This window comes from Agromyces mediolanus, from assembly GCF_014648575.1.
In the GTDB taxonomy this organism is placed as follows: Bacteria; Actinomycetota; Actinomycetes; order Actinomycetales; family Microbacteriaceae; genus Agromyces; species Agromyces mediolanus.
In genome coordinates, this window is sequence record NZ_BMRJ01000001.1 from 2,019,010 (window position 1) to 2,045,909 (window position 26,900).

General features: G+C 72.4%; 25 protein-coding genes and 1 tRNA gene. 16 read left to right on the forward strand and 10 right to left on the reverse strand.

What is annotated here, in order from left to right; genetic code table 11:
* Nucleotides 1-3: 3 nt before the first annotated feature.
* The 7 genes from IEY71_RS09575 to IEY71_RS09605 form a co-directional block, all read right to left on the reverse strand.
* Entirely contained in the window at nt 4-243 is a 240-nt protein-coding gene (locus tag IEY71_RS09575; RefSeq protein ID WP_189084960.1) for a hypothetical protein, read from the reverse strand.
* Nucleotides 243-692, reverse strand: coding sequence for a GNAT family N-acetyltransferase (locus IEY71_RS09580; RefSeq protein WP_189084961.1), 450 nt, complete (start codon nt 690-692; stop codon nt 243-245). Before IEY71_RS09580 ends, IEY71_RS09575 begins: the two co-directional genes overlap by 1 nt.
* 20 nt (nt 693-712) lie before the next feature.
* Nucleotides 713-3,295: a valine--tRNA ligase gene (valS, locus tag IEY71_RS09585; RefSeq protein ID WP_189084962.1), complete on the reverse strand. Its 2,583-nt coding sequence runs from the start codon at nt 3,293-3,295 to the stop codon at nt 713-715.
* Nucleotides 3,296-3,360: 65 nt separating this feature from the next.
* On the reverse strand, nt 3,361-5,025 hold the full coding sequence (locus IEY71_RS09590) for a dipeptide ABC transporter ATP-binding protein (RefSeq protein ID WP_189084963.1): 1,665 nt from the start codon (nt 5,023-5,025) through the stop codon (nt 3,361-3,363).
* Nucleotides 5,022-5,906 carry an ABC transporter permease gene (locus IEY71_RS09595; protein ID WP_189084964.1) on the reverse strand — a complete coding sequence of 295 codons (885 nt, stop codon included), beginning with the start codon at nt 5,904-5,906 and terminating at the stop codon, nt 5,022-5,024. Before IEY71_RS09595 ends, IEY71_RS09590 begins: the two co-directional genes overlap by 4 nt.
* Nucleotides 5,903-6,847: an ABC transporter permease gene (locus tag IEY71_RS09600; RefSeq protein WP_189084965.1), complete on the reverse strand. Its 945-nt coding sequence runs from the start codon at nt 6,845-6,847 to the stop codon at nt 5,903-5,905. The genes IEY71_RS09595 and IEY71_RS09600 overlap by 4 nt, the downstream gene beginning before the upstream one ends.
* Nucleotides 6,848-6,851: 4 nt before the next feature.
* Entirely contained in the window at nt 6,852-8,519 is a 1,668-nt protein-coding gene (locus IEY71_RS09605; RefSeq protein ID WP_189084966.1) for an ABC transporter substrate-binding protein, read from the reverse strand.
* A 72-nt stretch (nt 8,520-8,591) separates the two neighbouring features.
* On the opposite strand from IEY71_RS09605, the gene IEY71_RS09610 reads away from it, so the two are divergent.
* The 5 genes from IEY71_RS09610 to ndk all read left to right on the forward strand — a co-directional run bounded on the left by IEY71_RS09610 (nt 8,592) and on the right by ndk (nt 14,951).
* Nucleotides 8,592-9,266: a TetR/AcrR family transcriptional regulator gene (locus IEY71_RS09610; protein ID WP_189084967.1), complete on the forward strand. Its 675-nt coding sequence runs from the start codon at nt 8,592-8,594 to the stop codon at nt 9,264-9,266.
* 216 nt (nt 9,267-9,482) lie between these two features.
* The gene (gene ileS / locus IEY71_RS09615; protein ID WP_271202612.1) at nt 9,483-12,788 is read left to right on the forward strand and encodes an isoleucine--tRNA ligase; all 3,306 of its coding nucleotides are present in this window, start codon (nt 9,483-9,485) and stop codon (nt 12,786-12,788) included.
* Nucleotides 12,785-14,161 (forward strand): bifunctional folylpolyglutamate synthase/dihydrofolate synthase, encoded by a 1,377-nt coding sequence (locus IEY71_RS09620; protein WP_189084969.1) that lies wholly within the window; start codon nt 12,785-12,787, stop codon nt 14,159-14,161. The genes ileS and IEY71_RS09620 overlap by 4 nt, the downstream gene beginning before the upstream one ends.
* Nucleotides 14,158-14,532, forward strand: coding sequence for a DUF4233 domain-containing protein (locus IEY71_RS09625; RefSeq protein ID WP_189084970.1), 375 nt, complete (start codon nt 14,158-14,160; stop codon nt 14,530-14,532). Before IEY71_RS09620 ends, IEY71_RS09625 begins: the two co-directional genes overlap by 4 nt.
* The gene (ndk, locus tag IEY71_RS09630; RefSeq protein WP_189084971.1) at nt 14,529-14,951 is read left to right on the forward strand and encodes a nucleoside-diphosphate kinase; all 423 of its coding nucleotides are present in this window, start codon (nt 14,529-14,531) and stop codon (nt 14,949-14,951) included. The genes IEY71_RS09625 and ndk overlap by 4 nt, the downstream gene beginning before the upstream one ends.
* A gap of 90 nt (nt 14,952-15,041) precedes the next feature.
* Here ndk and IEY71_RS09635 read toward each other — a convergent pair whose 3' ends face one another.
* Nucleotides 15,042-15,668, reverse strand: a complete 627-nt coding sequence (locus IEY71_RS09635; RefSeq protein WP_189084972.1) for a vitamin K epoxide reductase family protein — start codon at nt 15,666-15,668, stop codon at nt 15,042-15,044.
* Nucleotides 15,669-15,965: 297 nt separating this feature from the next.
* Here IEY71_RS09635 and IEY71_RS09640 point away from each other — a divergent pair, with 297 nt between their 5' ends.
* On the forward strand, nt 15,966-18,548 hold the full coding sequence (locus IEY71_RS09640) for an Rne/Rng family ribonuclease (protein ID WP_189084973.1): 2,583 nt from the start codon (nt 15,966-15,968) through the stop codon (nt 18,546-18,548).
* A 6-nt stretch (nt 18,549-18,554) separates the two neighbouring features.
* Here IEY71_RS09640 and IEY71_RS09645 read toward each other — a convergent pair whose 3' ends face one another.
* Nucleotides 18,555-18,839 (reverse strand): DUF4031 domain-containing protein, encoded by a 285-nt coding sequence (locus IEY71_RS09645; protein WP_189084974.1) that lies wholly within the window; start codon nt 18,837-18,839, stop codon nt 18,555-18,557.
* A 244-nt stretch (nt 18,840-19,083) separates the two neighbouring features.
* On the opposite strand from IEY71_RS09645, the gene rplU reads away from it, so the two are divergent.
* From rplU to IEY71_RS09695, 10 genes are all read left to right on the forward strand, one after another.
* Nucleotides 19,084-19,392 carry a 50S ribosomal protein L21 gene (gene rplU / locus IEY71_RS09650; RefSeq protein WP_189084975.1) on the forward strand — a complete coding sequence of 103 codons (309 nt, stop codon included), beginning with the start codon at nt 19,084-19,086 and terminating at the stop codon, nt 19,390-19,392.
* Between the two features lie 27 nt (nt 19,393-19,419).
* The gene (rpmA, locus tag IEY71_RS09655; RefSeq protein WP_189084976.1) at nt 19,420-19,677 is read left to right on the forward strand and encodes a 50S ribosomal protein L27; all 258 of its coding nucleotides are present in this window, start codon (nt 19,420-19,422) and stop codon (nt 19,675-19,677) included.
* A gap of 83 nt (nt 19,678-19,760) precedes the next feature.
* Nucleotides 19,761-21,269 (forward strand): GTPase ObgE, encoded by a 1,509-nt coding sequence (gene obgE, locus IEY71_RS09660; RefSeq protein WP_189084977.1) that lies wholly within the window; start codon nt 19,761-19,763, stop codon nt 21,267-21,269.
* Nucleotides 21,266-22,084, forward strand: coding sequence for a glutamate 5-kinase (gene proB, locus IEY71_RS09665; protein WP_189084978.1), 819 nt, complete (start codon nt 21,266-21,268; stop codon nt 22,082-22,084). The genes obgE and proB overlap by 4 nt, the downstream gene beginning before the upstream one ends.
* 9 nt (nt 22,085-22,093) lie before the next feature.
* Nucleotides 22,094-23,356, forward strand: a complete 1,263-nt coding sequence (locus tag IEY71_RS09670) for a glutamate-5-semialdehyde dehydrogenase (RefSeq protein ID WP_189084979.1) — start codon at nt 22,094-22,096, stop codon at nt 23,354-23,356.
* 91 nt (nt 23,357-23,447) lie between these two features.
* Nucleotides 23,448-23,645, forward strand: coding sequence for a hypothetical protein (locus IEY71_RS09675; RefSeq protein WP_308426135.1), 198 nt, complete (start codon nt 23,448-23,450; stop codon nt 23,643-23,645).
* 10 nt (nt 23,646-23,655) lie between these two features.
* Nucleotides 23,656-24,252: a nicotinate-nucleotide adenylyltransferase gene (gene nadD, locus IEY71_RS09680; protein ID WP_189084981.1), complete on the forward strand. Its 597-nt coding sequence runs from the start codon at nt 23,656-23,658 to the stop codon at nt 24,250-24,252.
* Nucleotides 24,249-25,298 carry a hypothetical protein gene (locus IEY71_RS09685; protein ID WP_189084982.1) on the forward strand — a complete coding sequence of 350 codons (1,050 nt, stop codon included), beginning with the start codon at nt 24,249-24,251 and terminating at the stop codon, nt 25,296-25,298. The genes nadD and IEY71_RS09685 overlap by 4 nt, the downstream gene beginning before the upstream one ends.
* A gap of 48 nt (nt 25,299-25,346) precedes the next feature.
* The gene (gene rsfS / locus IEY71_RS09690) at nt 25,347-25,742 is read left to right on the forward strand and encodes a ribosome silencing factor (RefSeq protein ID WP_189084983.1); all 396 of its coding nucleotides are present in this window, start codon (nt 25,347-25,349) and stop codon (nt 25,740-25,742) included.
* Nucleotides 25,743-25,832: 90 nt separating this feature from the next.
* A tRNA-Ala gene (locus tag IEY71_RS09695) sits at nt 25,833-25,908 on the forward strand.
* Nucleotides 25,909-26,001: 93 nt separating this feature from the next.
* On the opposite strand, the gene IEY71_RS09700 is transcribed toward IEY71_RS09695, so the two are convergent.
* Nucleotides 26,002-26,820, reverse strand: a complete 819-nt coding sequence (locus IEY71_RS09700; RefSeq protein WP_189084984.1) for a TspO-related membrane protein — start codon at nt 26,818-26,820, stop codon at nt 26,002-26,004.
* Nucleotides 26,821-26,900 lie beyond the last annotated feature (80 nt).

Genomic DNA, 26,900 nt, shown 5'->3' on the forward strand with positions numbered 1-26,900 from the left:
CGACTACCAGTCGTCCTCGTCGTCCGGATCGCCGAATGCGGCGGCATCGCGCAGCGTGTCGCCGTCGATCACGGTGCCGTCATCGAGCTCGGCGATCGCGCGCCCTTCGAGCCAGGTGAGCGTCCAAGTGCGTCCGGCGCCGTCGGCGCGGGTCGCCTCGAGCGCGGCGACCCGCGCGCGGGTGTCGGCCGGCACCGAGGCCGGCGGCGTGCTGCCGAACGGCCAGCGGGTGCCGAGTTGCATCAGGCGTCCATCTCGTAGGTGACCCAGGTGGTGCGGCGGGCGATCCGGTCGTAGAGCGCCTGAGCCGGCTCGTTGTCGGCCGCGGTGATCCAGCTGACCCCGCCCTGCCCGAGCTCCGCGGAGCGGGCGTGCACGAACTCGATGAGGGCGCGTCCGGCGCCGCTGCCGCGCACCTCCTCGGCGACGTAGAGGTCGTCGAGGTAGACGCCGGTGGTCGCGCTCAACGTGTCCGGTACGGCCCGGAAGTGCGCGAGGCCCACGGGCGTGCCCTCGGCGTCGACAGCGAGCGCCGCGCGCAGCGGATGCTGCTCGTCCTGCAGCCAGGTCCAGACGGTGAGCGCCTTGCGGTCGTCGAGCTCGGTCTCGTAGAAGCGGCAGTACGCCTCGAAGAGCGGGAGCCAGCCGAAGAAGTCGCCCTCTTCGGCCAGACGGATGTCGATCGTGGTCATGCTTCCCCCATGGTTCCAGGTCATTCGGCCGGCGTCGCCAGCTCCACGTCGCGCACCTCGAGCGCCTCGGCCGAGGCGAACTCGAGCGTGTCGATGCGCCCCACCGCGCGCAGGTCGCCAGCGGCGGCCTCGAGCAGCGCGACGGCGTCGGCGGGCGCGGCGATCACGGCGCGCGACACCGGCGTCTTCTGCGAGGCCTTCGCGTCGGTCTTCGCCCGGCGGATGCCGGTGAGCGCGAGGCTCGCGAGCTCGAGGAGCTCCACGCCGGCTTCGCCGCGCGCGGCGAGTTCCTCGGCGGCGGGCCACTCGGCGGTGTGCACCGATCCCTCGTTCGACCAGCTCCACGCCTCTTCGGTCGCGAAGGGGATGACGGGGGCGAACAGGCGCAGCAGCACCGACAGCGCGGTCTTCAGCGCGGCGACGGCGGAGGCCTGCTCGGGGCTCTGCTCGCCGTACGCGCGCTCCTTGACGAGCTCGAGGTAGTCGTCGCAGAAGGTCCAGAAGAACGTCTCGCTGAGCTCCAGGGCCCGGGCGTGGTCGTAGCTCTCGAGCGCCTTCGTGGCCTGCTGCACGACGGTCTCGAGCGCGGCGAGCATGCTGCGGTCGATGGGCTCGGTGACCGGAGCATCCGCGTCGCCCTCGAAGGTGAGGATGAACTTCGCGGCGTTCAGCACCTTGATGGCGAGCCGGCGGCCGATCTTCACCTGCGTCGGGTTCTGCGGGTCGAAGGCGGCGTCGGTGCCGAGGCGCGAGGACGCGGCCCAGTAGCGCACCGCGTCGGAGCCGTGCTGCTCCAGGAGCCCGGCCGGGGTGACGACGTTGCCCTTCGACTTCGACATCTTCTTGCGGTCGGGGTCGACGATGAAGCCGGAGATCGAGGCGTTCGACCAGGGGGCGACGCCGTGCTCGAGCTCGGCGCGGAGCGCGGTCGAGAACAGCCAGGTGCGGATGATGTCCTGGCCCTGCGGGCGCAGCGAGTACGGGAAGACGAGCTCGAACAGCTCGGGGTCGCGCTCCCAGCCACCGGCGAGCTGCGGGGTCAGCGAGGAGGTCGCCCAGGTGTCCATGACGTCGTGCTCGCCGATGAAGCCGCCGGGCGCACCGCGCTGGGCTTCGTCGAAGCCGGGCGCGGGCGTCGAGGACGGGTCGACGGGCAGCTGCTCGCGGCTCGCGACGATGGGCTCGTCGAAGCGCGGGTTGCCCTCGGCGTCGAGCGGGTACCAGACCGGGATCGGCACGCCGAAGAAGCGCTGGCGGGAGACGAGCCAGTCGCCCGAGAGCCCGCCGACCCAGTTCTCATAGCGCACGCGCATGAAGTCCGGGTGCCAGTCGATCTCGCGACCGCGGCCGAGCAGACGTTCCTTGAGGTCCTCGTCGCGGGCGCCGTTCACGATGTACCACTGCCGGGTGGAGACGATCTCGAGGGGGCGGTCGCCCTTCTCGAAGAACTTCACCGGGTGGGTGATGGCCTTCGGTTCGCCGAGCAGCTCGCCCGAGGCGCGGAGGAGCTCCACGACGGCCTGCTTGGCCGAGAAGGTGGTCTTGCCGGCGAGCTGGGCGTACGCCTCGCGGCCGGACTCGCTCGTGATCGCCTCGGGGGCGTCGGCGATGATGCGGCCGTCGAAGCCGATGATCGCGCGGTTCGGCAGCTGCAGCTCGCGCCACCAGACGACGTCGGTGACGTCGCCGAACGTGCAGATCATCGCGATGCCGGTGCCCTTGTCCTTCTGGGCGAGGTGGTGGGCCACGACGGGCACTTCGACGCCGAACACCGGGGTCGTGACGGTGGTGCCGAACAGCGGCTGGTAGCGCTCGTCGTCGGGGTGGGCGACGAGGGCGACGCAGGCGGGGAGGAGCTCCGGACGGCTCGTCTCGATCTCGACGGTGCCGCCGTCGGGGCGCCGGAACGCCACGCGGTGGTAGTGGCCGGGCTGCTCGCGGTCCTCGAGCTCGGCCTGCGCGACGGCCGTGCGGAACGTGACGTCCCACAGCGTCGGCGCGAGCGCCTGGTAGGCCTCGCCGCGCTCGACGTTGCGGATGAAGGCGAGCTGCGAGGTGAACAGGGCCTCGTCGGCGATGGTGCGGTAGGACTGGGTCCAGTCGACGGAGAGGCCGAGGCTGCGCCAGAGCGCCTCGAACTGCTGCTCGTCCTCGACCGTCAGTCGCTCGCAGAGCTCGATGAAGTTGCGTCGCGAGATCGGCACCTGGTCGGCGGCCTTGACGCTCTTGCCCTCGCCGCCTTCGAACGGCGGGGTGAAGCCGGGCTCGTAGGGGAGCGTGGGGTCGCAGCGGACGCCGTAGTAGTTCTGCACCCGGCGCTCGGTGGGCAGGCCGTTGTCGTCCCAGCCCATCGGGTAGAAGACCTGCTTGCCGCGCATGCGCTGGAACCGGGCGACGACATCGGTGTGCGTGTAGGAGAACACGTGGCCGATGTGCAGCGAACCGGACGCGGTCGGCGGGGGAGTGTCGATCGAGTAGATGCACTCGCGGGTCGCCGAGTCGCGGTCGAAGCGGTAGGTGCCCCGGTCTTCCCAGACGCCGCCCCACTTCGTCTCGAGGCCCTCGAGGGCCGGCTTCTCGGGGATTCGCGCGGTGTCGGTCATGGTGCTCCGGTTCGGTATGTGCGGCACCGAGTCCATGGGGGTGCCTGAATATGCGACGCTCCAGCCTACCGGGTGCTGGCGGGGCCGTGCGCATCACCGCCCCAGGCGAGTCGCGGAGAATGCCTGATGAGGGCGGCGGTATACGCGTGCTGCGGGGCGGCGAAGAGCCGGCCTGCGTCACCGTGCTCGAGGACGCGCCCGTGCCGCATGACCGCGAGCTCGTCGCTCATGTGTCTGACCACGCCGAGGTCGTGCGAAATGAACAGCATCGCGAGCCCGCGCTCGCGCTGCAACTCGTCGAGCAGGTCGAGCACGGCCGCCTGCACGGTCACGTCGAGGGCCGACACGGGTTCGTCGGCGATCAGGATCTCCGGCCGCGCGGCGAGCGCCCGCGCGATCGCGACCCGTTGGCGCTGGCCGCCGGAGAGCTCGAGCGGATGACTCGCCGCGATCGCGGTCGGCAGGCGCACGAGGTCGAGCAGCTCGTGCACCGCCCGCTCGTCGCTCTCCTGCCCGCCCACGCTCAACGCGTCGCGGAGCAGCCGGGCGACGCCCCAGCGAGGGTCGAAGGAGCCGTACGGATCCTGCCAGATCGCCCCCATGCGCCGCCGATCGGGCCGTCGCGCGGCCTCGCTCGACTCGCTCCACGGGCCGCCGTCGAGGCGGACTGCGCCCGCGTCGGGACGCTCCAGGGCGAGGAGCAGGCGCGCGAGGGTCGTCTTGCCGGAGCCGGACTCGCCGACGAGCCCGAGCGTGCGGCCCGGACGCAGCGCCAGGGAGACGTCGTCGACCGCGACGAGCTCGCTGCCTCTGGACCGGTACACCCGGCGGAGTCCGCTCGCCTCGAGGATCGGTGCGGAATCGGCGGTCGAGCCGGCCGGCGGCGCCGCCGCCGCCGGGAGCGGCGCGTTCGGATCGTCGAGCCGCGCCGCCTCCAGCAGCGGCACGCCGCGCGGCACCTCCGTCGGTACGGCGGCGATCAGCGCCCGGGTCGCCGGGTGCCGGGGCGCGCCGAGCACCTCGGCCGTCGGGCCGCGCTCGACCACCGCGCCGTCCGCGAGCACGAGCACCTCGTCGGCGATGCCCGACACGACGGCCAGGTCATGGCTGATCAGCAGCACCGCCGTGCCGCGGTCTGCCGCCTCGCGGAGCAGCTGCAGGACCGTCGCCTGGACGCCGACGTCGAGCGCCGTCGTCGGTTCGTCGGCGATGAGCACCGGGGGATCGAGCACGACCGCCGCCGCGATCAGCGCGCGCTGGCGCATCCCGCCGGAGAGCTCGCCCGAGCGGCGGTCGATGGTCAGCGCCGGGTGCGGCAGCTCGAGCCGTTCGAGGAGTTCGAGCACGCGCTGCCGCGCTGCGGCGGGCCGGAGGCCGAGGTGGAGCCGGAGCGCATCGCCGATCTCGCGGCCGATCGGGCGCAGGGGGTCGAGCGAGGCGAGGGCGTCCTGGAGGACCAGCCCGACCTTCGCGCCCCGCAGGCGTCGCCAGCGCCGCTCGCCGGCCCCGCGGACGTCCTCGCCGTCGAGCTCGAAGCGCTCGGCCTCCACCTCGGCGCCGCGTCCGGCCAGACCGAGCAGGGCCCGCGCCGTGACGCTCTTGCCGGAGCCGGACTCGCCGACCAGGGCCACGATCCGGCCGGGGGCGAGATCGAGGTCGACCCCGCGCACGACCGCCGTCCCGCCGTATCCGATGCGGAGGCCGCGCACCGTCAGTGCCGCGCCGCTCATCGCCGGGCTCCGTCCCGGGCGGTGAGCGCCCGGCCGAGCACGGTCGTCGCGAGGGTGGTGGCGACGATCATGAGGCCGGGGAACACCGTGAGCCACCACGCGGTGCCGAGATAGGTGCGACCGGCCGAGAGCATCGCGCCCCACTCCGCGGCCGGCGGCTGCGCGCCGAGCCCGAGGAAGCTGAGCGAGGAGGCCCACACGACCGCCTGCCCGATGCCGAGCGTCGCGAGCGCCGCGATCGGCACGAGGGCGTTCGGCAGGATGTGGGCGGACAGGATCTTCGCACGGCCGTGGCCGAGCACGCGGGCCGCCTCCACGTAGCCGGAGCCGCGGATGGCGAGCAGTTGCCCGCGGATGATCCGCGCGTAGCCGGGAGCCGTCGACAGGCCGACGGCGACGGTCGCGGTCACCGGCCCCGGGCCCCACAGCACGATGACGAGCAGGGCGAGCAGGATGCCGGGGAAGGCGAACAGCACCTCGTTCACCCGGCCGATGAGGAAGTCGAGGACCCGGCCGCCGAGGGCGGCGATGCCGCCGAGCAGCAGGCCGAGCGCGAGCCCGATCGCGGTCGCGAGCACCCCGATCAGCAGCGAGGGGGCGGTCCCGGCGACGACGCGGCTGTAGACGTCCCGCCCCGATTCGTCGGTACCGAACCAGTGCGAGGCCGACGGGGCCTGGAACGCCTCGGCGGGGGAGATGGCGTCGGGTGGCGCGGTCTCGAGCAGGCCGGGCCAGGCGACGGCGAGGAGCAGGAAGCCGACGAAGGCCGCGGCGAGCACGACGCTCGGCCGGGGCATCCGCCGCCGCCCGCCGAGCCGGCCGTCGCCGGCGCGCGGCGCGTCGGCGGGCGAGACGCCCGCGCGGAGCTCGAGGTCGCTCATGCCGCCGCCGTCCGCACCCGCGGGTCCGCGAGCGCCGCGACGAGATCGGTGAGGACGGTCATCAGCACGTAGACGAGCGCCACCACGAGCACGACGCCGGTGACGAGCGGCACGTCGCGCAGCTCGGTGGCGCGGAGCAGGGTGCGGCCCAGCCCGGGCCGCGCGAAGATCGTCTCGACGACGACCGCGCCCGAGATGAGATAGCCGATCGCCCAGCCGGAGAGCTGCACGGCGGGGAGCGCGGCATGCCGCAGGGCGTGCCGGAGGCGGATCCCGCTCGCCGTCTCACCGCGGGCGAGCGCGGACACCGTGAACGGCCGCTCCAGGGCGTCGAGCAGGTGCTCGCGCATGAGCTGGGCGAGGAATCCCGCGAGCGGCACCGCGAGCGTCACGACCGGCAGCACCAGGCCGCTCGCACCGCCGTTCGCGACCGGCGGCAGCCAGCCGAGCCCGGTCGCGAACACGGCGATGAGCACCGTCGCGAGCCAGAAGTGGGGGAGCGCCGCCGCGGTCAATTCGATGGCTCCGGCCACGCCGCGGGCGACGCGTCCCGGGGCGCTCGACCAGAGGGCGAGCCCGATGGCGATGACCCAGGCGAGCGCGAGCGCGGCGAGCGCGAGGGTCAGCGTGCCCAGGAGCTGTCCGCCGATGAGCTCGGCGACGGGCGCCTTCAGCGAGTACGAGGTGCCGAGGTCGCCCGTGAGCAGGCGGCCGAGCATCGCCGCGTACTGCACGACGAGCGGCTGATCGAGGCCGTACTCGGCGCGCACCCGGTCGAGCGTCTCCTGCGGAGCCTGCGAGCCGGGCCCGCCGAGGATCGCCTGCGCGGGGTCGCCCGGAACCAGGTGGATCGCGAAGAAGGTCAGCGTCGCGACCGCCCACAGCACGAACAGCGCCCCGCCGAGGCGGAGCGCGATCGCGCGGATCCGGCGAGCCCGCATCGGGTCAGTCGGCGAGCCAGGCGTCGGCGAACCAGGGCGTCGACACCGTGGGCAGCGCCCGGGCGCCCTGCACGGCGTCCCGGTGCAGGTAGTGGTTCTGCTGGTCGTAGAGCGGCAGGGCGTAGAAGCCCTCGAGGATGATCCGCTGGGCGGCCTCGTAGTCCGCGGCGCGCTCGGCCGGGTCCGACGCCGAGGCGGCGTCGGTGAGCAGCGCGTCGAGCTCGGGGTTCGAGAGCTGCGCCAGGTTCGCGAAGTAGCCGCTCGGCGCGGGCACGATGCTGTCGCTGTGGTAGAGGATGCGCAGCACGTCGGGCCCGATCTTCGTGTAGGGCGCGCTCACGAGCTCGTACTCGTGGCTGAACAGCGCCCCGTACCAGCTGGAGAGGTCGAGGGGCTCGAGCTGCACCTCGAAGCCGGCCTCCTTCGCGGTCGCCTGGATCTGCTCGAACAGCGACTGCTCGGCCGGGATCGACTGGTTCGTCGAGACGGGGAAGCGCAGCACGAGCCGGGCGCCATCCTTGGTGCGGATGCCGTCGGCGTCCTTGGCCGACCAGCCGGCCTCGTCGAGCAGCGCGTTCGCCTGCTCCAGCTCGGGCTCGAACAGGCTCGGGTCGGAGTAGGCGAGCGGCTCGACGCTGGAGAGCACCGCGTGGCTCCGCTCGGCGGTGCCGAAGAAGAGGCTGTCGATGCCGTCGTCGACCTGGACGGCGCGGATGAACGCCTCGCGCACCCGCTCGTCGTCGAACGGGGCCTGGCCGGAGTTCAGCTCGATCCGGTTCGACGCGCCCGGGCGGGGGGCGTCGATCTCGACGAGGCCGGCGGCGCCCTCGCGAGCCTGACGCAGGGCGTCCGGCTGCGCGTTGTCGATCACGTCGACCTGGCCGGCCTGCAGCGCCGCGTAGCGCGACGCGGCGTCGGGCAGGAAGCGCCACTCGATCGCCTCGAGGTACGCGGCACCGTCGCGGCCGCGGTCTGCGGGGCCGCCGTGGTAGTCCTCGTTGCGGACGAGGGAGACGTGGTCCTGCGGCACCCAGGCGTCGACGACGAAGGGACCCGAGCCGATCGGGGCCTGGCAGTTCTCGTCCATGCCGCGCGCGATGCCCGCGGGCGACTCCATCGCGGTCCACGGCTGGGCGAGCGATTCGAGCAGCGCGCTGTCGGGGGCGGAGAGGTGGAAGCGGGCGGTCGTGTCGTCGACGACCTCGACCGAGGCGACCTTGCCGACCGCGAGGTAGCCGGTCGACGACTGCGTCGCCGGGTCCTGCAGGTGCTCGATGTTGGCCTTCACCGCCGCGGCGTCGAACGGCGTGCCGTCGGTGAACTCGACATCGTCGCGGAGGGTGAAGTCCCAGCTCAGGCCGTCGTCGCTCGTGGTCCAGGCCTCGGCGAGCCACGGGACGACCTGGCGGTCGTCGTCGAGCGAGACCAGCGACTCGAGCACCTGGCCGGCGAGGAGGGCCTGCGGGTAGTTGCCGCCGACGTGCGGGTCGAGGCAGTCCGGTTCCGCGTCGCCCGTGGCGTAGACGAGCGTGCCGCCCGGCTTCGGGGTCGACGGCACCGCGCCCGGCTCGGCCGCGGTGCAGCCCGCGAGTGCGAGGGCCGCGACGGCGGCGAGCGGGATGGCGAGGCGGACGGCGGCGCGGGCGCCTGGGCGGCGGCTGGTGGCGGGCATGCGCGGGTGGGCTCCTGAACGACGGACGAGGGATGGTCGGACGAGTTTCGGTACTCAGTCCATAATGAGTCTATGACCAAATCGAGCGCGGGCGGCACGGCGGCGACGACCGCGTCCCCCGCCGTGCGCTCCGGCCGCGGCGGACGACCGCGCGCGTCGTCGCGTCGCACGCTCGAGGATGCCGCGGGCGAGCTGTTCCTCGAGCAGGGCTACGCGCGAACCACGATCGACCAGATCGCCCAGCGCGCCGGGGTCGGCCGCAACACCTTCTTCAACTACTTCGCCACGAAGTCGGACCTGCTCTGGCTCGACGTCGACGACACCCTGCGCGCGCTGCCGGAGGTGCTCGCCACGGTCCCGGCCGGGCTCGCCCCGAGCGCCGCGCTCCGGGAGGCGCTGCTCGGGCTGGCCGTCCGGCACCCGCACCGCGGCATCCCGCTCGCCCTCAGCCAGCGCGAGGCGATCGGCGCGGAGGCGGAGTTCCGCGCCTCGGGCCTCGAACGCTTCCTCGGCGTCGCCGCCGAGCTCGGAACGTTCCTCGCCGCCCGTTCGGGGAGGGCTCCGGGCGACCCGCTCGTGCGCGCCGCGTCGAGCGCCGCCGTCGCCGCGCTCGTGAGCGGCGCCGCCGACTGGGCGCTCACCGGGGTCGAGCGCGGTGCGCTCGCCGACGCCGTGCGCGACGCCGTCGACCCTGTCTGCCGGGGCTACGCCCTCGCGCTCGACGCAGCACCGGCCGCGACCCGGTAGACTCGGCGCAGCGACTGCGATCCGGCCATCACCGGGGAGTCTCCGGAAGAACGCCACGGGTCCGCCCGCGGTCAGTAGAACCGGACGGGACCAGCCCGTCACAGCTGAAGAGCGAGCGGTCGCATCCACGGCGGGTGCGGCAAGCGGGGTGGTACCGCGGTGGCGTTCGAGGAACGCGCCGTCCTCGTGACCAGGAGATCACTGCAGGAGCGAGCGTTGTACCCCAAGGGTCAGGACCCCGAGTCATCCGTCACGCCGTCGCCGTCGTTCCCGGCGGTCGAGCAGGAGGTGCTCGCCTTCTGGAAGGCCGACCGCACCTTCCAGGCCTCGATCGACGAGCGCGAGGGCGCCCCCGAGTGGGTCTTCTACGACGGGCCGCCGTTCGCGAACGGCCTGCCGCACTACGGCCACCTCCTCACCGGCTACGCGAAGGACGTGTTCCCGCGCTTCCAGACGATGCGCGGCAAGCAGGTGCACCGCCGCTTCGGCTGGGACACGCACGGCCTGCCCGCCGAGCTCGAGGCCGAGCGGCAGCTCGGCATCACCGACAAGAGTCAGATCGAGGAGATGGGCATCGCGGCCTTCAACGAGGCCGCGCGCACCTCCGTACTCCGCTACACCAAGGAGTGGGAGGAGTACGTCACCCGGCAGGCGCGCTGGGTCGACTTCGAGCACGACTACAAGACCCTCGACACCGGTTTCATGGAATCCGTCGTCTGGGCGTTCAAGACCCTGCACGAGAAGGGGCTCGCCTACGAGGGCTACCGCGTGCTGCCGTACTGCTGGCGCGACCAGACGCCGCTCTCCAATCACGAGCTGCGCATGGACGACGACGTCTACAAGATGCGCCAGGACCAGACGGTCACGGTCACCTTCCCGCTCACGGGGGCCAAGGCCGAGGCGCTCGGCCTCACCGCGGTCCGCGCCCTCGCCTGGACGACGACGCCGTGGACGCTGCCGACGAACTTCGCGCTCGCGGTGGGCCCCGACATCGAGTACGCCGTGGTGCCGGCCGGCCCCGCGGGCACGCCCGACGCCACCGTGCTGCGCGAGGCCGCCGAGGGTGCGGCTCCCGCGCCCGAGGTGCTCGGTGCCGAGTACCTCATCGCGATCGACCTCGTCGGCAACTACGCGAAGGAGCTCGGCTACGCGAGCGCCGAGGAGGCGCGAGCGGCGGTCACCCGCACGGTGCGCGGCGCCGAGCTCGAGGGCGTCAGCTACGACCGGCTCTTCGACTATTACGCCGACGTCGAGGCCTGGGGGCTCGAGCAGGCCTGGCAGATCCTCGTGGCCGACTACGTCACGACCGAGGACGGCACGGGCATCGTGCACCAGGCGCCCGCCTACGGTGAGGAGGACCAGAAGGTCTGCGAGGCCGCCGGCATCCCCGTCATCATCTCCCTCGATGACGCCGGCCGCTTCCTGCCCGAGGTGAGCGACGTCGCCGGGCAGCCCTGGAGCGACGCGAACAAGCCGCTCACCCAGCTGCTGAAGGCCGAGGGCCGGCTGCTGCGCCAGGCGAGCTACGAGCACTCGTACCCGCACTGCTGGCGCTGCCGGAACCCGCTCATCTACAAGGCCGTGTCGAGCTGGTTCATCCGCGTGCCCGAGTTCCGCGACCGCATGGGCGAGCTGAACCAGCAGATCACCTGGGTGCCCGAGAACGTCAAGGACGGCCAGTTCGGCAAGTGGGTCGCCGGCGCGCGCGACTGGTCGGTCAGCCGCAACCGCTACTTCGGCTCGCCCATCCCGGTGTGGAAGAGCGACGACCCGGCCTACCCGCGCACCGACGTGTACGGCTCCCTGGCCGAGCTCGAGCGCGACTTCGGCCGGCTGCCGCTGAACGGCGCGGGCGAGCCCGATCTGCACCGGCCGTACATCGATGAGCTCACCCGGCCGAACCCCGACGATCCCACGGGGAAGAGCACCATGCGGCGCATCCCCGACGTGCTCGACGTCTGGTTCGACTCCGGCTCGATGCCGTTCGCCCAGGTGCACTACCCGTTCGAGAACCGCGAGTGGTTCGACACGCACCACCCCGCCGACTTCATCGTGGAGTACATCGGTCAGACCCGCGGCTGGTTCTACGTCATGCACGTGCTCTCGACCGCGCTCTTCGACCGTCCCGCGTACCGCAACGTCGTGAGCCACGGCATCGTGCTCGGCAGCGACGGGCAGAAGATGTCGAAGTCGCTGCGCAACTACCCCGACGTCAACGAGGTCTTCGACCGCGACGGCTCCGACGCGATGCGCTGGTTCCTGATGTCGAGCTCCGTGCTGCGCGGCGGCAACCTCGTGGTCACCGAGGAAGGCATCCGCGAGGGCGTCCGTCAGCTGATGCTGCCGCTGTGGAGCACCTGGTACTTCTTCTCGCTCTACGCCAACACGGCCCGTGAGGGCGGCTACGACGCGTCGCGCTCGACGTCGTCGACCGACGTGCTCGACCGCTACCTGCTCGCGAAGCTGCGCGATCTGGTCGAGGCCGTGACCGCCGACCTCGACGCGTTCGATTCGCCGCTCGCCGCGCAGAAGCTGCGCGACTTCGGCGACGTGCTCACGAACTGGTACGTGCGCCGCTCGCGCGACCGCTTCTGGTCCGGCGTCGACGCCGACGGCCGGGGCGCCGAGGCGTTCGACACGCTGTACACCGTGCTCGAGACGCTGACCCGCCTCACCGCCCCGCTCCTCCCGCTCGTCAGCGAGCGGGTCTGGAAGGACCTCACCGGCGGCCGCAGCGTGCACCTCGCCGACTGGCCCGCAGCCGAGGAGTTCCCGGCAGACCCCGAGCTCGTCGCGGCCATGGACGCGGTCCGAGAGATCACGGGCGCGGCCCTGGCGCTGCGCAAGCAGGCCGGGCGCCGGGTGCGGCTCCCGCTCGCGAAGCTCACCGTCGTCACGGCGGATGCCGCGGCGCTCGCGCCTTTCGAGGGCATCCTCCGCGACGAGCTGAACGTGAAGGCGGTCGAGATCGTCGCCCTCGCACCCGACAGCGCCGAGGCGTTCGGGATCGAGAAGCGACTGACCGTGAACGCGCGCGCCGCGGGCCCGCGCCTCGGGAAGCAGGTGCAGCAGGCGATCCAGGCCGCGCGCGGCGGCGACTGGTCGGTCACGGCCGACGGCGTCGTCGCCGGCGGCATCGCACTCGAACCCGGCGAGTACGAGCTCGTGCTCGAGGCCGGCGGCAGCGCCGACGGCGAGACCGCGCTCGGCCTGGTCGGCGACGGCGGGTTCGTGATGCTCGACACCGCGGTCACCCCCGAGCTCGAGGCGGAGGGCGTCGCCCGCGACCTCGTCCGCGCCGTGCAGGACGCCCGCAAGGCCGCCGGCCTCGAGGTCGGCGACCGCATCCGGCTGGAGCTCCGCCTCGACGAGGCGGGCACCGCTGCGGCCGAACGGCACCTCGAGCTCATCGCCGGCGAGACGCTCGCGACGACGGTCGAACTCCGTCCGCTGCCCGCCGGGAGCCAGGCGAAGCCGCTCGCGGGCGGCACCGTGGTCGAGATCGGAGTGGAGCGCGCATGAGCGAGGGATACGAGGGCGACTTCGACGAGGAGGCGCGCGACGCGGCCGACGCCGTGTACGCCGCGCTCCTCGGGCGGGTCGGCGAGGCGGCGCCCGAGCGCCGGCTCGGGGCGACCCGGCGCGCCGTGGAGCTCCTGGGCGACCCGCACCGCGCGGCGCCGGTCATCCACCTGACCGGCACGAACGGCAAGACCTCCACGAGCCGCATGATCGCGAGCATCCTCGGCGCCTACGGGCTCCGCACCGGCATGCTCACGAGCCCGCACCTGGAGCGCTTCACCGAGCGGATCCTCATCGACGGGGAACCGATAGCCGACGAGGCGATCGCGCGCAACTGGAGCGAGATCGAGCCCTACCTCGCGATCGTCGACGCCGAGCTCGAGGGCGCGGGCCAGCCGCCGCTGACGTTCTTCGAGACGATGACCGTGCTCGCCTTCGCCTGCTTCGCCGACGCCCCGGTCGACGTCGTCGTCCTCGAGGTCGGCATGGGCGGCGAGTGGGACTCCACGAACGTCGCCGACGGGCAGGTCGCCGTGATCACCCCGATCGACCTCGACCACCAGTCCAAGCTCGGCTCGACCGTGGCCGAGATCGCCCGGACGAAGGCGGGCATCGTCAAGCCGGCGTCCTCGGTCGTCTCCGCGGCTCAGCAGCCCGAGGCGCTCGCCGAGCTGCAGCGCGCGGCGGAGCTCACCGAGTCGAGCCTCGCCGTCGAGGGCGAGGCCTTCGCCGTGCTCGACCGCCGACCCGCGGTCGGCGGGCAGCTCGTGTCGGTGCGCGGGCTCGCGGGGGAGTACCGCGATCTCGTGCTGCCGCTCTTCGGCGCGCACCAGGCGCAGAACGCCGCCGTCGCGATCGCCGCGGTCGAAGCGTTCCTGGGCGGCGGCTCGACCGCGCTCTCCGAGGACGCCCTGCGGGACGGGCTCGCCGCGGCGACCTCGCCGGGGCGGCTCCAGCGCATCGGCCAGCAGCCGACGGTCCTGGTCGACGCGGCGCACAACCCGCACGGCGCGAGGGCGCTCGTCGCGGCGCTGACCGAGTCCTTCGACTTCGACGAACTCGTCGTGGTCTTCGGCGTCCTCGGCGACAAGGACGCCGCGGGCATCGTGCGCGAACTCGCCGCGAGCGGGGCCGGCTTCATCGTGACGCAGCCGGAGTCCGACCGGGCGCAATCCGCCGAGGCGCTCGCCGCGGTCGTCGCGGGCGCGGTCGGCCCCGAGCGGGTGCAGCTCGCGGAGCGGCTCGACGACGCACTCGAGCTGGCCCGCGAGTGGGCCGGAGAGGACGAGCGCCGCGCCGTGCTCGTGGCCGGCTCGATCGTGCTCGTGGGCGAGGCCATGGCGATCGCCGACGACCGGGGGTGGCTCGCATGAACTCCGTCCGCAGGAGCCTCGCCTCCATCGTGCTCGGCTTCGAGACGATCGTCGTCTTCCTCGCCGCGCTCGTGCTGTGGGGGCTGACCCCGCCCGAGGGCGGCCCGTTCGGGCTGCCCGCCTGGGCGGCGCTCGTCACCGGCGGCGTCATCCTCGTCGGGCTCGTGGCCGCGATCGGCGGGCTCCGCGCCGGCTGGGGCTACGGCGTCGGCTGGGCCATCCAGGCCCTCATCATCCTCGCCGGGCTCGTGAACCCGGCGATGTACTTCGTCGGTGCGCTCTTCGGCGGCATGTGGTGGTACTGCATGGTCACCGGCGCCCGCATCGACCGGCAACGTGCGGCCTACGCCGCCGGGAAGGAACAGGAATGACCACCGTCATCGAAGAGACCCTCGTGCTCGTGAAGCCGGACGGCGTCGCACGCAACCTCACGGGCGAGATCCTCCGCCGCATCGAGGCGAAGGGGTACTCGCTCGTCGACCTCCGGCTCGTGCAGGCCGACCGCGAGCTCCTCGCGAAGCACTACGAGGAGCACGAGGGCAAGCCGTTCTACGAGCCGCTCATCGAGTTCATGCAGTCGGGCCCGACGGTCGCCATCCGCGTCGCCGGCAACCGCGTGATCGAGGGCTTCCGCTCCCTCGCCGGCACCACCGATCCGACGACCGCCGCCCCCGGCACCATCCGCGGCGACTTCGGCCGCGACTGGGGCCTCAAGGTGCAGCAGAACCTCGTGCACGGCTCCGACTCCGTCGAGTCGGCCGAGCGCGAGCTCGCGCTCTGGTTCGGCTGAGCGCGAGTTCGGACCGACGCGAACGGCGGGGCGACGATCATCGTCGCCCCGCCGTTCGGCGTTTCGCCGGGGTTCGGAGTCGCGCCGGGCTCAGCGGAAGAGGTTCTGCAGATCGAGCAGCACGCGCGGGATGGCGTCCATCTGCACCTGCGCGAGGAAGATGACGATCGCGTAGCAGACCACGGTGATGAGCGGGATCCAGCCGAACCAGGACGCGGCGAGCCGCTTGACCCGCGCCGACGCCGGGAGGTTGCCCTCCCGCAGATTGTGCAGCGTAACCACCCAGAAGGTCGGGATCGTGACCGCCCAGGTGAGCATGCACCAGGGGCACAGCACGTCGAGCACGTAGATGCTCTGGAAGATGAGCCAGCCGACGAAGACGAGCGCCCCGGCGACGCCCACGTTGAGCCCGACCCAGAACCAGCGCGCGAAGCGGGCGCCCGCGAGGATGCCGATCGCGATCGTGATGACGACGGGCCACGCCGCCACGCCGATGAACGGGTTCGGGAAGCCGAACACGGAGCCCTGCCACGACTCGAGGTTCGTGGCGCAACCGACCAGCACGCCGACGTTGCAGTTCGGCACGTGCGTCGGATCGATGAGCGTGAGCACCTTCTCGACCGAGAGCTCCCACGCGGCGAGGAGCCCGAGGGCGCCGGCGATGAGCAGGAAGACGGCGAGGCCGATCGGGCGCGTGCGGCGAGCGGAGTCGGGCATGGTCGTATTCTGACACGCCCGCCGGGGGCGCAGCTGCGGGGATTCCACCCGCGCGGCGGCGGGCGTGCGATAATCGGAGGGAAGTCGGTTCGGACCAGCCCGGTCCAGCGCCGGCGAAGGCTTTGAGGATGCCCAGGCATCCGAGACGCGGCGAACCCGCCGCGGAGATGTCGCGACCGAGGCACCATCCGCCCCGTCGCAGAGAAGAGTTGGCGGTCACCCGCACGCGGGGGCCGCTCCGAGGAGTACGGAGGCCGGCCGACGAGGTCGAGCCACCGGTGTAGGAGTGCACCAGAGATGGTGGAAGGCAACAACGAGAACCCCACGAACGATTCGGCCCGCGGGGCCAAGCGACTCGGCGGCCTGTTCGGCGCCCGGCGCGGCGGCCGGCGAGCGACGCTCGTGCCCCGCGCCGACGAGGTCGCTCCCGCGCCGGCGGACGACGCTGCGGTGGCCGAGCCCGCCGAGGCCCCGGCATCCGCAGTGACGGATGCCGCCCTCGGGACGCCCGCCGCAGATGCGGCCGAGACGCCGGCGGCAGCGGCGGGCGAGACGCCCGACGCCGAGGAGGTCCCGACCGTCGACGCCGGCGCCGCCGCGCCGAGCGGCACGTCCGACGACGCCGTGAGCGCCGAGCCCGAGCCGGCCGCGGAGCTGCGGCCGATCACCGGGCCGATCTCGACGACGTCGCTGATCTTCCGGGCGCCGCCTGTCCTCGTCGTGCCGGAGCGCGCCGAGGACGACGACGAGCGCGACGAGTCCTCGAGCGTGCGCCGGCGCACCCGCCGCCGCAGCGGCGAAGAGGCCCGTTCGAACGGCGACGCCCCGGCGAACAACGTCGTCAAGGTGCGCAAGCCGCGTGAGCCCGAGCTCATCACCGAGCCGCAGAAGGTCAAGGGCTCGACCCGCCTCGAGGCGAAGAAGCAGCGCCGTCGCGACGGTCGCGACGCCGGTCGCCGCCGGGCGGTCATCACCGAGTCGGAGTTCCTCGCCCGCCGCGAGGCCGTCGACCGGCAGATGGTCGTCCGCCAGAAGGGCGGCCGCATCCAGATCGGCGTGCTCGAGGACAGCGTGCTCGTCGAGCACTACGTCGCACGCAACCAGGACGCCTCGCTCATCGGCAACGTCTACCTCGGCCGCGTCCAGAACGTGCTGCCGAGCATGGAGGCCGCGTTCGTCGACATCGGCCGCGGCCGGAACGCCGTGCTCTACTCGGGCGAGGTCGACTGGGAGGCCGCCGCCGAGAACGGCGAGAAGAACCAGCCCCGCCGCATCGAGCTCGCGCTGAAGCCCGGCGACCGCGTCCTCGTGCAGGTCACGAAGGACCCGGTCGGCCACAAGGGCGCGCGCCTGACGAGCCAGATCTCGCTGCCCGGCCGCTACCTCGTCTACGTGCCGAACGGCTCCATGAACGGCATCAGCCGCAAGCTCCCCGACACCGAGCGCGCCCGGCTGAAGAAGATCCTCAAGGAGGTGCTGCCCGAGAACCAGGGCGTGATCGTGCGCACCGCGGCCGAGGGCGCCACCGAGGAGCAGCTGACCCTCGACGTGAACCGGCTGATCTCGCAGTGGTCTGAGATCTCGGCGACCCTCGAGAAGGTGCAGGCGCCCGCGCTGCTGCACTCCGAGCCCGATCTGCTGATCAAGATCGTCCGCGACGTCTTCAACGAGGACTTCCAGAAGATGATCATCTCGGGCGACGAGGCCCGCGAGACCATCGAGCGCTACCTCCGGCAGGTCGCCCCCGACCTGCTCGAGCGCGTCGAGGCCTACGAGGGCGAGAAGGACGCCTTCGACGAGTACCGCATCTCGGAGCAGATCGAGAAGGCGCTCGACCGCAAGGTGTGGCTGCCCTCGGGAGGTTCGCTCGTCATCGACCGCACCGAGGCGATGACGGTCGTCGACGTCAACACGGGCAAGTTCGTCGGCTCCGGCGGCAACCTCGAGGAGACGGTCACCAAGAACAACCTCGAGGCGGCCGAAGAGATCGTCCGGCAGCTGCGGCTCCGCGACATCGGCGGCATCATCGTGGTCGACTTCATCGACATGGTGCTCGAGTCGAACCGCGACCTCGTCCTGCGCCGTCTCGTCGAGTGCCTCTCGCGGGACCGCACCAAGCACCAGGTCGCCGAGGTCACCTCGCTCGGCCTCGTGCAGATGACCCGCAAGAAGCTCGGCCTGGGCCTCCTGGAGTCGTTCTCGGAGCCGTGCGAGACCTGCGCCGGCCGCGGCATCATCGTGCACCACGAGCCCGTCTTCCGGCACCGCGCCCCGCAGCAGCAGCCCGAGCGCCGTCGCGGTCGCGGCAACGGCGGTGGCAGCGGGGGCGGTCGCGACCGTGAGCCGCAGCCGCAGCAGTCCCAGCCGGACAAGTCGGCGTCCGCGGGCACCCACGGCATCACCGAGGACGCGAAGCACGCCCTCGCGCAGATCGCCGCGTCGACGCTCGCTGGCGGCGAGCCCCGCGAGGCGGAGCAGGCGGCGGCCGATGCCGCGCCCGCCGAGCCCCGCTCCTCGCGCCGTCGCGGCCGTCGCCGCGCGAGCAGCGCCCAGCAGGGCGCCGAACAGCAGGGCGAGGCGAGCGTCGACGGCGCGGATGCCCCGCAGGAGCGACCCGCGCGTGAGCGCGAGGCCGGAGCGGCCGCACCCGCTGCGGAGCCCGTCGCCGCGCCGATCGTCCCGGTGATCGAGCTCCCGGAGGCGCCCGTGCGCAGCCGGCCGAACCCGCCGGTCGACACCGAGCACCTGCTCGACTCCGTCCTCGACGCGCTGCCCGCGCCGAAGAAGGCGGGGGAGGGCCGCGCCCGCAGCCGGCGGGTGAGCACGGCGTCGAGCGCCGGCGGCGAAGCGCCGGTCATCACCCGCCCGCAGGAGGACTGAGCCCGGTCACGCCGAGGCGCGGCGCTCCCGGCGCTCCCTCGGCGTGACGCGCAGCCCGCTCGCCTGCAGCCGACGGACGAGCTCGCGCGGCTCCACGGGCACCGCCCCGGCCGCGACGAGGTCGTCGTACCGCTCGACGGGCACGTCGTAGTGGTCGAGATCGAAGCTCCGCGGAGGCAGGCCGGCGCGCTCGGCGAAGGCCTGCAGTTCGGCGATCGAGTCGTCGCTCACGAGGTGCGCCCACACCGTGCCGTGCTTCGGCCAGAGCGGCGTGTCGATGAGGACGGTCATGGCGCCGATCCTATGCCCGCACGAGTGCGAGGCATCCGCTCGGCCCGGCGGGACGCGCCGGGGCCGCCTGTTTGCGAGGCTCTCCGGCATCCGGTAAACTCGACCGTTGGTGCCGCCGCTTATCCCGGTGTGCCCGACAGTTTTCTGGCAGTCATCACCCTTCTTTTCCCGCTGGGGCGACCGCGCAGTGACATCCCATGAGACAGACGGAGCCCCAGAGGCTCCCCGGAGTTAGGTACGAGTAGTGGTTTACGCAGTAGTGCGCGCCGGCGGTCGGCAGGAGAAGGTCGAAGTCGGCACCATCGTGACGATGGACCGCGTCAAGGCGGGCGAGGACGGCAAGGTCCAGCTCGTCCCGGTCCTCCTCGTCGACGGCGACAAGATCACCTCCGACGCCAAGTCGCTCGCGAAGGTCACGGTCACCGCCGAGGTCCTCGAGGACCTGCGCGGCCCGAAGATCGTGATCCAGAAGTTCAAGAACAAGACCGGCTACAAGAAGCGCCAGGGCCACCGTCAGGAGCTCACGCGCGTCAAGGTCACCGGCATCAAGTAACGACCAGGCCCGCAAGGAGAGACTGACATGGCACACAAAAAGGGAGCGAGCTCCACTCGCAACGGTCGTGACTCGAACGCCCAGCGCCTCGGCGTGAAGCGCTTCGGCGGCCAGGTCGTGAAGGCCGGCGAGATCATCGTCCGCCAGCGCGGCACCCACTTCCACCCCGGCGCGAACGTCGGCCGTGGCGGCGACGACACCCTGTTCGCCCTCGAGGCGGGTGCCGTCGAGTTCGGCGCGAAGGGCGGCCGCAAGGTCGTCAACATCGTGGCGGTCGGCGAGTAGTCGAGCGATTGCTTTCGTGAGGGCGGGCTTCGGCTCGCCCTCACGTGTTTTCCGAGCGAGGCTCGGAGAGAGGATGACGCGGCATGGTCAGCTTCGTCGATGAGGTGCGCCTGTTCGTGCGCGCCGGCCACGGCGGCAACGGCTGCGTCTCCGTCCGTCGGGAGAAGTTCAAGCCCCTGGCGGGCCCCGATGGCGGCAACGGCGGCGACGGCGGCGACATCGTGCTCGTCGCCGATCCGCAGGTCACCACGCTGCTCACGTACCACGGACGCCCGCACCGCACGTCGCCGAACGGTCAGCCCGGCATGGGCGACAACCGCTCGGGCGTGACGGGCGAGGACGTCATCCTCCCGGTCCCCGTCGGCACGGTCGTGAAGGACGAGTCGGGCGAGGAGCTCGCCGACCTCGCCGAGCCCGGCATGCGCTTCGTCGCGGCCCAGGGCGGCCAGGGCGGCCTGGGCAACGCCTCGCTCGCGACGACGAAGCGCAAGGCCCCCGGCTTCGCGCTGCTCGGCACGCCCGGCTTCGAGGGCGAGATCATCCTCGAGCTGAAGACGATCGCCGACGTCGCGCTCGTGGGCTACCCGTCCGCCGGCAAGTCGAGCCTCATCGCCGCCATGTCGGCCGCGCGACCGAAGATCGCGGACTACCCGTTCACGACGCTGCACCCGAACCTCGGCGTCGTCGAGGCGGGCGATCACCGCTTCACCGTCGCCGACGTGCCCGGCCTCATCGAGGGCGCGAGCGAGGGCAAGGGCCTCGGGCTCGAGTTCCTCCGCCACGTCGAGCGCTGCTCGGCCCTGCTGCACGTGCTCGACTGCGCCACGCTCGAGCCGGGGCGCGACCCGATCAGCGACCTCGACGTCATCCTCGCCGAGCTCGCCGCCTACCCGGTTCCCGAGGGGCAGGTGCCGCTCCTCGAGCGCCCGCAGCTCATCGCGCTGAACAAGGTCGACGTGCCCGAGGCGAAGGAGCTCGCCGAGTTCGTGAAGCCCGAGCTCGAGGCGCGCGGCTACCGCGTCTTCGAGATCTCGACCGTGAGCCACGAGGGCCTGCGCGCTCTCGGCTTCGCGCTCGGCGCGGTCGTCGACGAAGAGCGCGCCCGCCAGGCCGAGAAGCCGGCGCCCGAGCGGATCGTCCTGCGCCCGAAGGCGGTGAACGCGCCCGAGTTCGTGGTCCGCCCCGAGGGCGGCAGCTACGGCACGATCTACCGGGTGCTCGGCACGAAGCCGGAGCGCTGGGTGCACCAGACCGACTTCGCGAACGACGAGGCCGTCGGCTACCTCGCCGACCGGCTCGCCCGACTCGGCGTGGAAGACGAGCTCGTGCGCGCGGGGGCCACGGCCGGTTCGACCGTGGTCATCGGCCCCGGTGCGGGCATCGTCTTCGACTGGGAGCCGACGCTCACCTCGACGGCCGAGCTCATCACCTCGCCGCGCGGCACCGACACGCGCTTCGACGACAACCGTCGCGCGACCCGCGCGGAGCGCCGCAGCGACTACCACGACCGCATGGACGCGAAGGCCGAGGCCCGCGCCGAGCTCGAGCGCGAGCGGGAGGCAGGCCTCTGGTCCGACGAGGAGCAGGGATGACGCCCATGGAGCGGGCGGACGTGCCCGCCGCGACGCGCATCGTCGTCAAGGTCGGCTCCTCCTCGATCAGCGGCGAGAACGCCGGACAGATCGCCCCGCTCGTCGACGCGCTCGCGGCCGCCCACGGCCGCGGCGCCGAGGTTGTCCTGGTCTCCTCTGGGGCCATCGCGACCGGGATGCCCTACCTGAAGCTCGACGCGCGGCCCGACGACCTCGCCACCCAGCAGGCCGCGGCCTCCGTCGGGCAGAACCTGCTCGTCTTCCGGTATCAGCAGTCCCTCGATCGCTTCGGCATCATCGCGGGCCAGGTGCTGCTCACCGCGGGCGACCTCGAGAACCCGACGCACCGCTCGAACGCCCAGCGCGCCATGGAGCGGCTGCTCGGCCTGCGCATCCTGCCGATCGTGAACGAGAACGACACCGTCGCGACGCACGAGATCCGCTTCGGCGACAACGACCGGCTGGCGGCGCTCGTCGCGCAGCTGATCGGCGCCGAGCTGCTCGTGCTCCTCTCCGACGTGGACGCGCTCTACACGAAGCCGCCGCATCTGCCAGGGGCCGAGCGCATCGCCCGGGTTCCCTTCGGCGACGCCCTCGCGGGGGTCGAGATCGGCTCCGTCGGCCGTGCGGGCGTGGGCACGGGCGGCGCCGAGACGAAGGTCTCCGCCGCGCGCATCGCCGCCGAGGCCGGCACTTCGGTACTGATCACCGCGACGCCGCTCGTCGACCGGGCGCTCGCGGGGGACGACGTCGGCACCTGGTTCGAGCCGGACCCGGCCCGTCACACGGCCGCCGAGGGCGCCGCCCTCGCCTAGGCTTGGGGCATGTCGGATCTCGATCTCCAGGTGCTCGACGGTCGCTTCGCCGCGGCGAAGGAGGCCTCGCGCGCCCTCGGCCGTGCGACCACCAGCACGAAGGACGCGGCGCTCGAGCAGGTCTCGCGTCTGCTCCGCGAGCGGGCGGCCGAGATCGTGGCGGCGAACGCCGGCGACCTCGACGCCGGCCGTGAGCAGGGCCTGTCCACCGGGCTGCTCGATCGACTGACGCTCGACGAACGGCGCATCGGCGCCATCGCCGACGCCGTGCTCGAGGTCATCGGCCTCGACGATCCGGTGGGGGAGTCCGTGAGCGGGCGCTCGCTGCCGAACGGCGTCCGTATCGACCAGGTCCGGGTCCCGCTCGGCGTCGTCGGCGCGATCTACGAGGCCCGTCCGAACGTGACCATCGACATCGCGGTGCTCGCGCTGAAGAGCGGCAACGCCGTCGTGCTCCGCGGCGGCAGCGCGGCGGAGCGCACGAACGCGGTCCTCGTGCAGCTGCTCCGCGACGCCCTCGAGGCGGCCGGACTGCCGGGCGAGGCGGTGCAGACCGTCGACGACTTCGGCCGAGCCGGCGCGAACCACCTCATGCAGGCGCGCGAGTTCGTCGATGTGCTGATCCCGCGCGGGAGCGCCGGGCTCATCCGCGCCGTCGTCGAGCAGGCGAAGGTGCCCGTCATCGAGACCGGAGCCGGCGTCGTGCACATGTACCTCGACGAGAGCGCCCGCGAGGACTGGTCGGTCGAGCTCGTGCACAACGCGAAGGTGCAGCGCCCGAGCGTCTGCAACGCGCTCGAGACGCTGCTCGTGCACCGCGGGGCCGCCGAGCGGCTGCTCCCGCCCGTGCTCGAGAGGCTCGAGGCGGCCGGCGTGACGGTGCACGCCGACGAGACGGTGCGCGCCATGCGCCCCGACCTCGCGCCGGTCACCGAGGAGGACTGGGCGACGGAGCACATGAGCCTCGAGATCTCGGTCGGCGTCGTCGACTCGCTCGACGACGCCCTCGCGCACATCCGTCGCTACTCGACGAAGCACACCGAGTCGATCGTGACGAACGACCTCGCGAACGCCGAGCGCTTCCTCGACGAGGTCGACGCGGCCGCCGTCATGGTCAACGCCTCCACCCGCTTCACGGACGGCGCCGAATTCGGCTTCGGCGCCGAAGTCGGCATCTCGACGCAGAAGCTCCACGCCCGCGGTCCGATGGGCCTCCCGCAGCTCACGAGCACGAAATGGCTGGTCCGAGGCGCGGGGCACGTGCGCGGCTGATCCGTCGAACCGTCTCCGTACTCGGTAGACTGGCCGGAGCGTTCTGCGCGAATCCCGCGCGGGCTACGAAAGGAATCCTCGAATGAGCCTGATGGCCGTTGTTTTCGCCGAGACGGTGCACGCGCGGGAGCTCCCCGTCGAGACCTACGTGTACGGGCTCGTCGCGCTCATCGTGTTCTTCGCGCTCGGCATCGTGACGTACTCGTACCGCGACGTCGCCAACCGGCACCGTGCGAAGGCCGAGGCGTACGCGAAGCGCCACGGCGGGAGCGAGCACGGCGGCCACTGAGGGTCCTCGAATGAGCGGTGATCGCCGCCCCAGAGTGGGGGTCATGGGCGGAACCTTCGACCCGATCCACCACGGTCACCTGGTGGCGGCGAGCGAGGTCGCCCAATCGTTCGACCTCGACGAGGTCGTCTTCGTCCCGACCGGGGAGCCGACCTACAAGACCGTGGTCACGCCGGCCGAGCACCGCTACCTCATGACGGTGGTCGCCACCGCCTCGAATCCGCGGTTCACCGTGAGCCGCGTCGATCTCGACCGGGGCAAGCCGACCTATACGATCGACACTCTCCGCGACATCCGCGCGCAGCGTCCCGACGCCGATCTGTTCTTCATCTCGGGGGCCGACGCGATCGCGCAGATCCTCTCCTGGAAGGACGTCTCGGAGCTCTGGGAGCTCGCGCACTTCGTGGCGGTCACGCGCCCGGGCCATGTGCTGTCCGTGACCGGTCTGCCGGAGCAGGACGTAAGCTTGTTGGAGGTCCCGGCACTGTCGATCTCCTCGACCGACTGCCGTGACCGCGTGAACCGGGGTTTCCCGGTGTGGTATCTGGTGCCCGACGGGGTCGTGCAGTACATCTCGAAGCACCATCTGTATCGGAGTGTCGAATGACGTCGCAGGAACCGCCGCTGACCCGGCGCGAGGCGCGCGAGCGCGAGCGACGGCTGCAGGAGCAGGCCGCCGGAGGGGCCGAGCGCGCCTCCGAGGAGGAGGCCGCGGCACCGGCCGCCCCCGAGACCTCCCCGCAGGCTCGTCCCGTTCCGGCCGCTGCGCCGCCGCAGCCGGCCGTCCCGGCTCCGCCGCAGTCGGCCGTCCCGGCTCCGCCGCAGCGCGTCGTGCAGACGGCGCCGAGCGCCTTCGCGCCGCCGCCGAAGCGGGACGCCGCGTCCGACGCAGGCCCCGCCGCGCCTCGACCCGCGGGCGGCCAGGGCCCCGCCCGCAACGCTCCGGAACGCACCCTGACCCGGCGCGAGCTCCGCGCCATGCTCGACACCCACCAGCTCGACGACGTCGATGACGCCGAGGCGATCGACGACCCGGCGCCAGCGCGTCCCACCGAGGCGCCGCGCGCTGCTCCCGAGCCGGCGAAGGCCGCCGAGCCGACGAAGGCACCGACCGCAGAACCCGGATCGGCCGCGCGCCCGGATGTCGCGCCCGCCGAGCCGGCCCCGAACACGGGCCACTGGAGTCTCCAGATGGCCGCCGACGACGAGGATGACGCGGCGGAGCCGTTCGATCAGCTGCTGAGCCGAGGCGGGGTCTCCCGCGGCGTGCCGACGACGACGAACGCGCTCATCCTGCCGTCGTTGCCCGATGGCGCGACGATTATGCCGCCGGCCGCGGCCGGCGATGACGTCATCGTCACCGGATCCATCGATCTCCCGCGCAGCTTCGGCGCGACCGGCGTGCACCCGAGCCAGGTCGACTCGTCCGACATCGACCGGCTGCTCGATCACGTCGAGGACGCCGCGACCGCGGGCGTCGCGCCGGTCTCCGCGACCAAGGCCATCAGCACGCAGACGACGTCGAAGCAGATGATGGCGCCGCCGAAGAAGGACGGTGCCAACGTGCCGCTCGTCCTCGCCATCACGGCGGGCGTCCTCGCCCTCGGCGTCGTCGCGACGCTCGTCATCGGCGCGGTCTTCCGCCTGTTCTGAGCCGACCATGACCATCCTTCCCTTCTTCTCAGCTTCGAAAGCGAGCGCATGACCGCTTCTCAGCACGCCCACGACCTCCTCGCCGTCGCAGTCCGCGCGGCGGATGCCAAGGGCGGTGAGGACTTCGTCGCCCTCGACGTGTCCGAGCAATCGCCGTTCACCGACGTCTTCTTCCTCGTCACCGGCTCGTCGGAGCGCAACGTCGTCGCGATCTCCGAGGGCATCGAGGACGCCCTCCTCGAAGCCGGCTCGCGCACGCTGCGCCGCGAGGGACGCGATGGTGGGCGTTGGGTGCTGATCGACTTCGGCGACCTCGTCGTGCACGTGTTCCACGGCGAGGAGCGCATGTACTACGGGCTCGAGCGGCTCTGGCTGGACTGCCCGGCCATTCCGGTGGCCGATCTCGTGCCGCACGCCCCGGGCGCCTCCGCGGCGGGGGAGTGAGGCCCGCTCGGATTCGCGAGCGCGCCGAAGGTGGTGTAATCTGAATCTGTTGCCGCGAGAGCGGGAACACCGAGAGGCGAAAGCCTCACTGGGTCTGTGGCGCAGCTGGTAGCGCACCTGCATGGCATGCAGGGGGTCAGGGGTTCGAGTCCCCTCAGATCCACCAAGAGCCCCCGGTCTTCCACGGAAGCCCGGGGGTTTTTCGTGCTCGGCGACGGAGAACCGCGCTGACCGCCATCCTGGCCGTCCGCTGCTCGAGTCAGCCGCGCACGCGACGCTCGGCGCGAATCCGCGCGAACGCGGTCGCCGCGATGACGACCGCGGCGGCCAGCAGCGCGACCACCGCCGTCACCTCGGACCGCGGTTCGTCGGTGGCCCTGGCGACCGCGACCCAGCAGATGCCCCAGCAGAGCGACAGGGTCGGCGCGATGCGTCCGCCGCCCCAGAGCGCCAGCGAGACGCCGACCGCGGCCGCCACCGCGAGGACCAAGGCCGCCCAGAGCTCGGGCGCCAGCCCGAAGCCGCGGAAGCCCGCCGCGGTGAGCACGGCCGCGGCGTTCGCCGCCGTGGCGATGATCACCCAGCCGAGGTACAGGCCGATCGAGCCGTCGGCGACGACCGCCTCGACCCGGTTCTTCGGGGTGCTCCGCCGCAGGAGCACGAAGAGCCGGCAGAGCACGGCGAGCAGTAGCGCGATGATCGGCAGGCTGAGCCAGAGCAAGTCGAGCTGCACGGTGAAGATCCAGACCGCGTTGAGCAGGAGCGACGCCGTCACCCACCAGCCGAGGCGGCGCTGGCGCTCGTCGTGCCGTTGCGCGGGGAGCGCCTGCCAGATGGCGTAGGCGAGCATCCCCGCGTAGATCACGCTCCAGATGCGGAACGCCCCGGTCCCCGGCGCGACCAGGGTGGCGTCGGCCGAGAGGTACCCGCCCGCGGCGTCCTGGATCGGCGTGCCGACGATCACGCCCGAGCCGAGGAAGGCCGCGCCGATGGCGAGCACCGAGCTGACGAGGACGATCGCCTGCCTGGCGGCGTCGTGCGTGGCACTGCGCGATGCGTCGGCCGGGGTGGCGGTCATGTGCTCGTCCTCTCCTGCGCCGTTCCGGTGAGCGCGGGTGCGCCACTCTCCCACGAGCGCGACCGCACCGGCGCACGGTT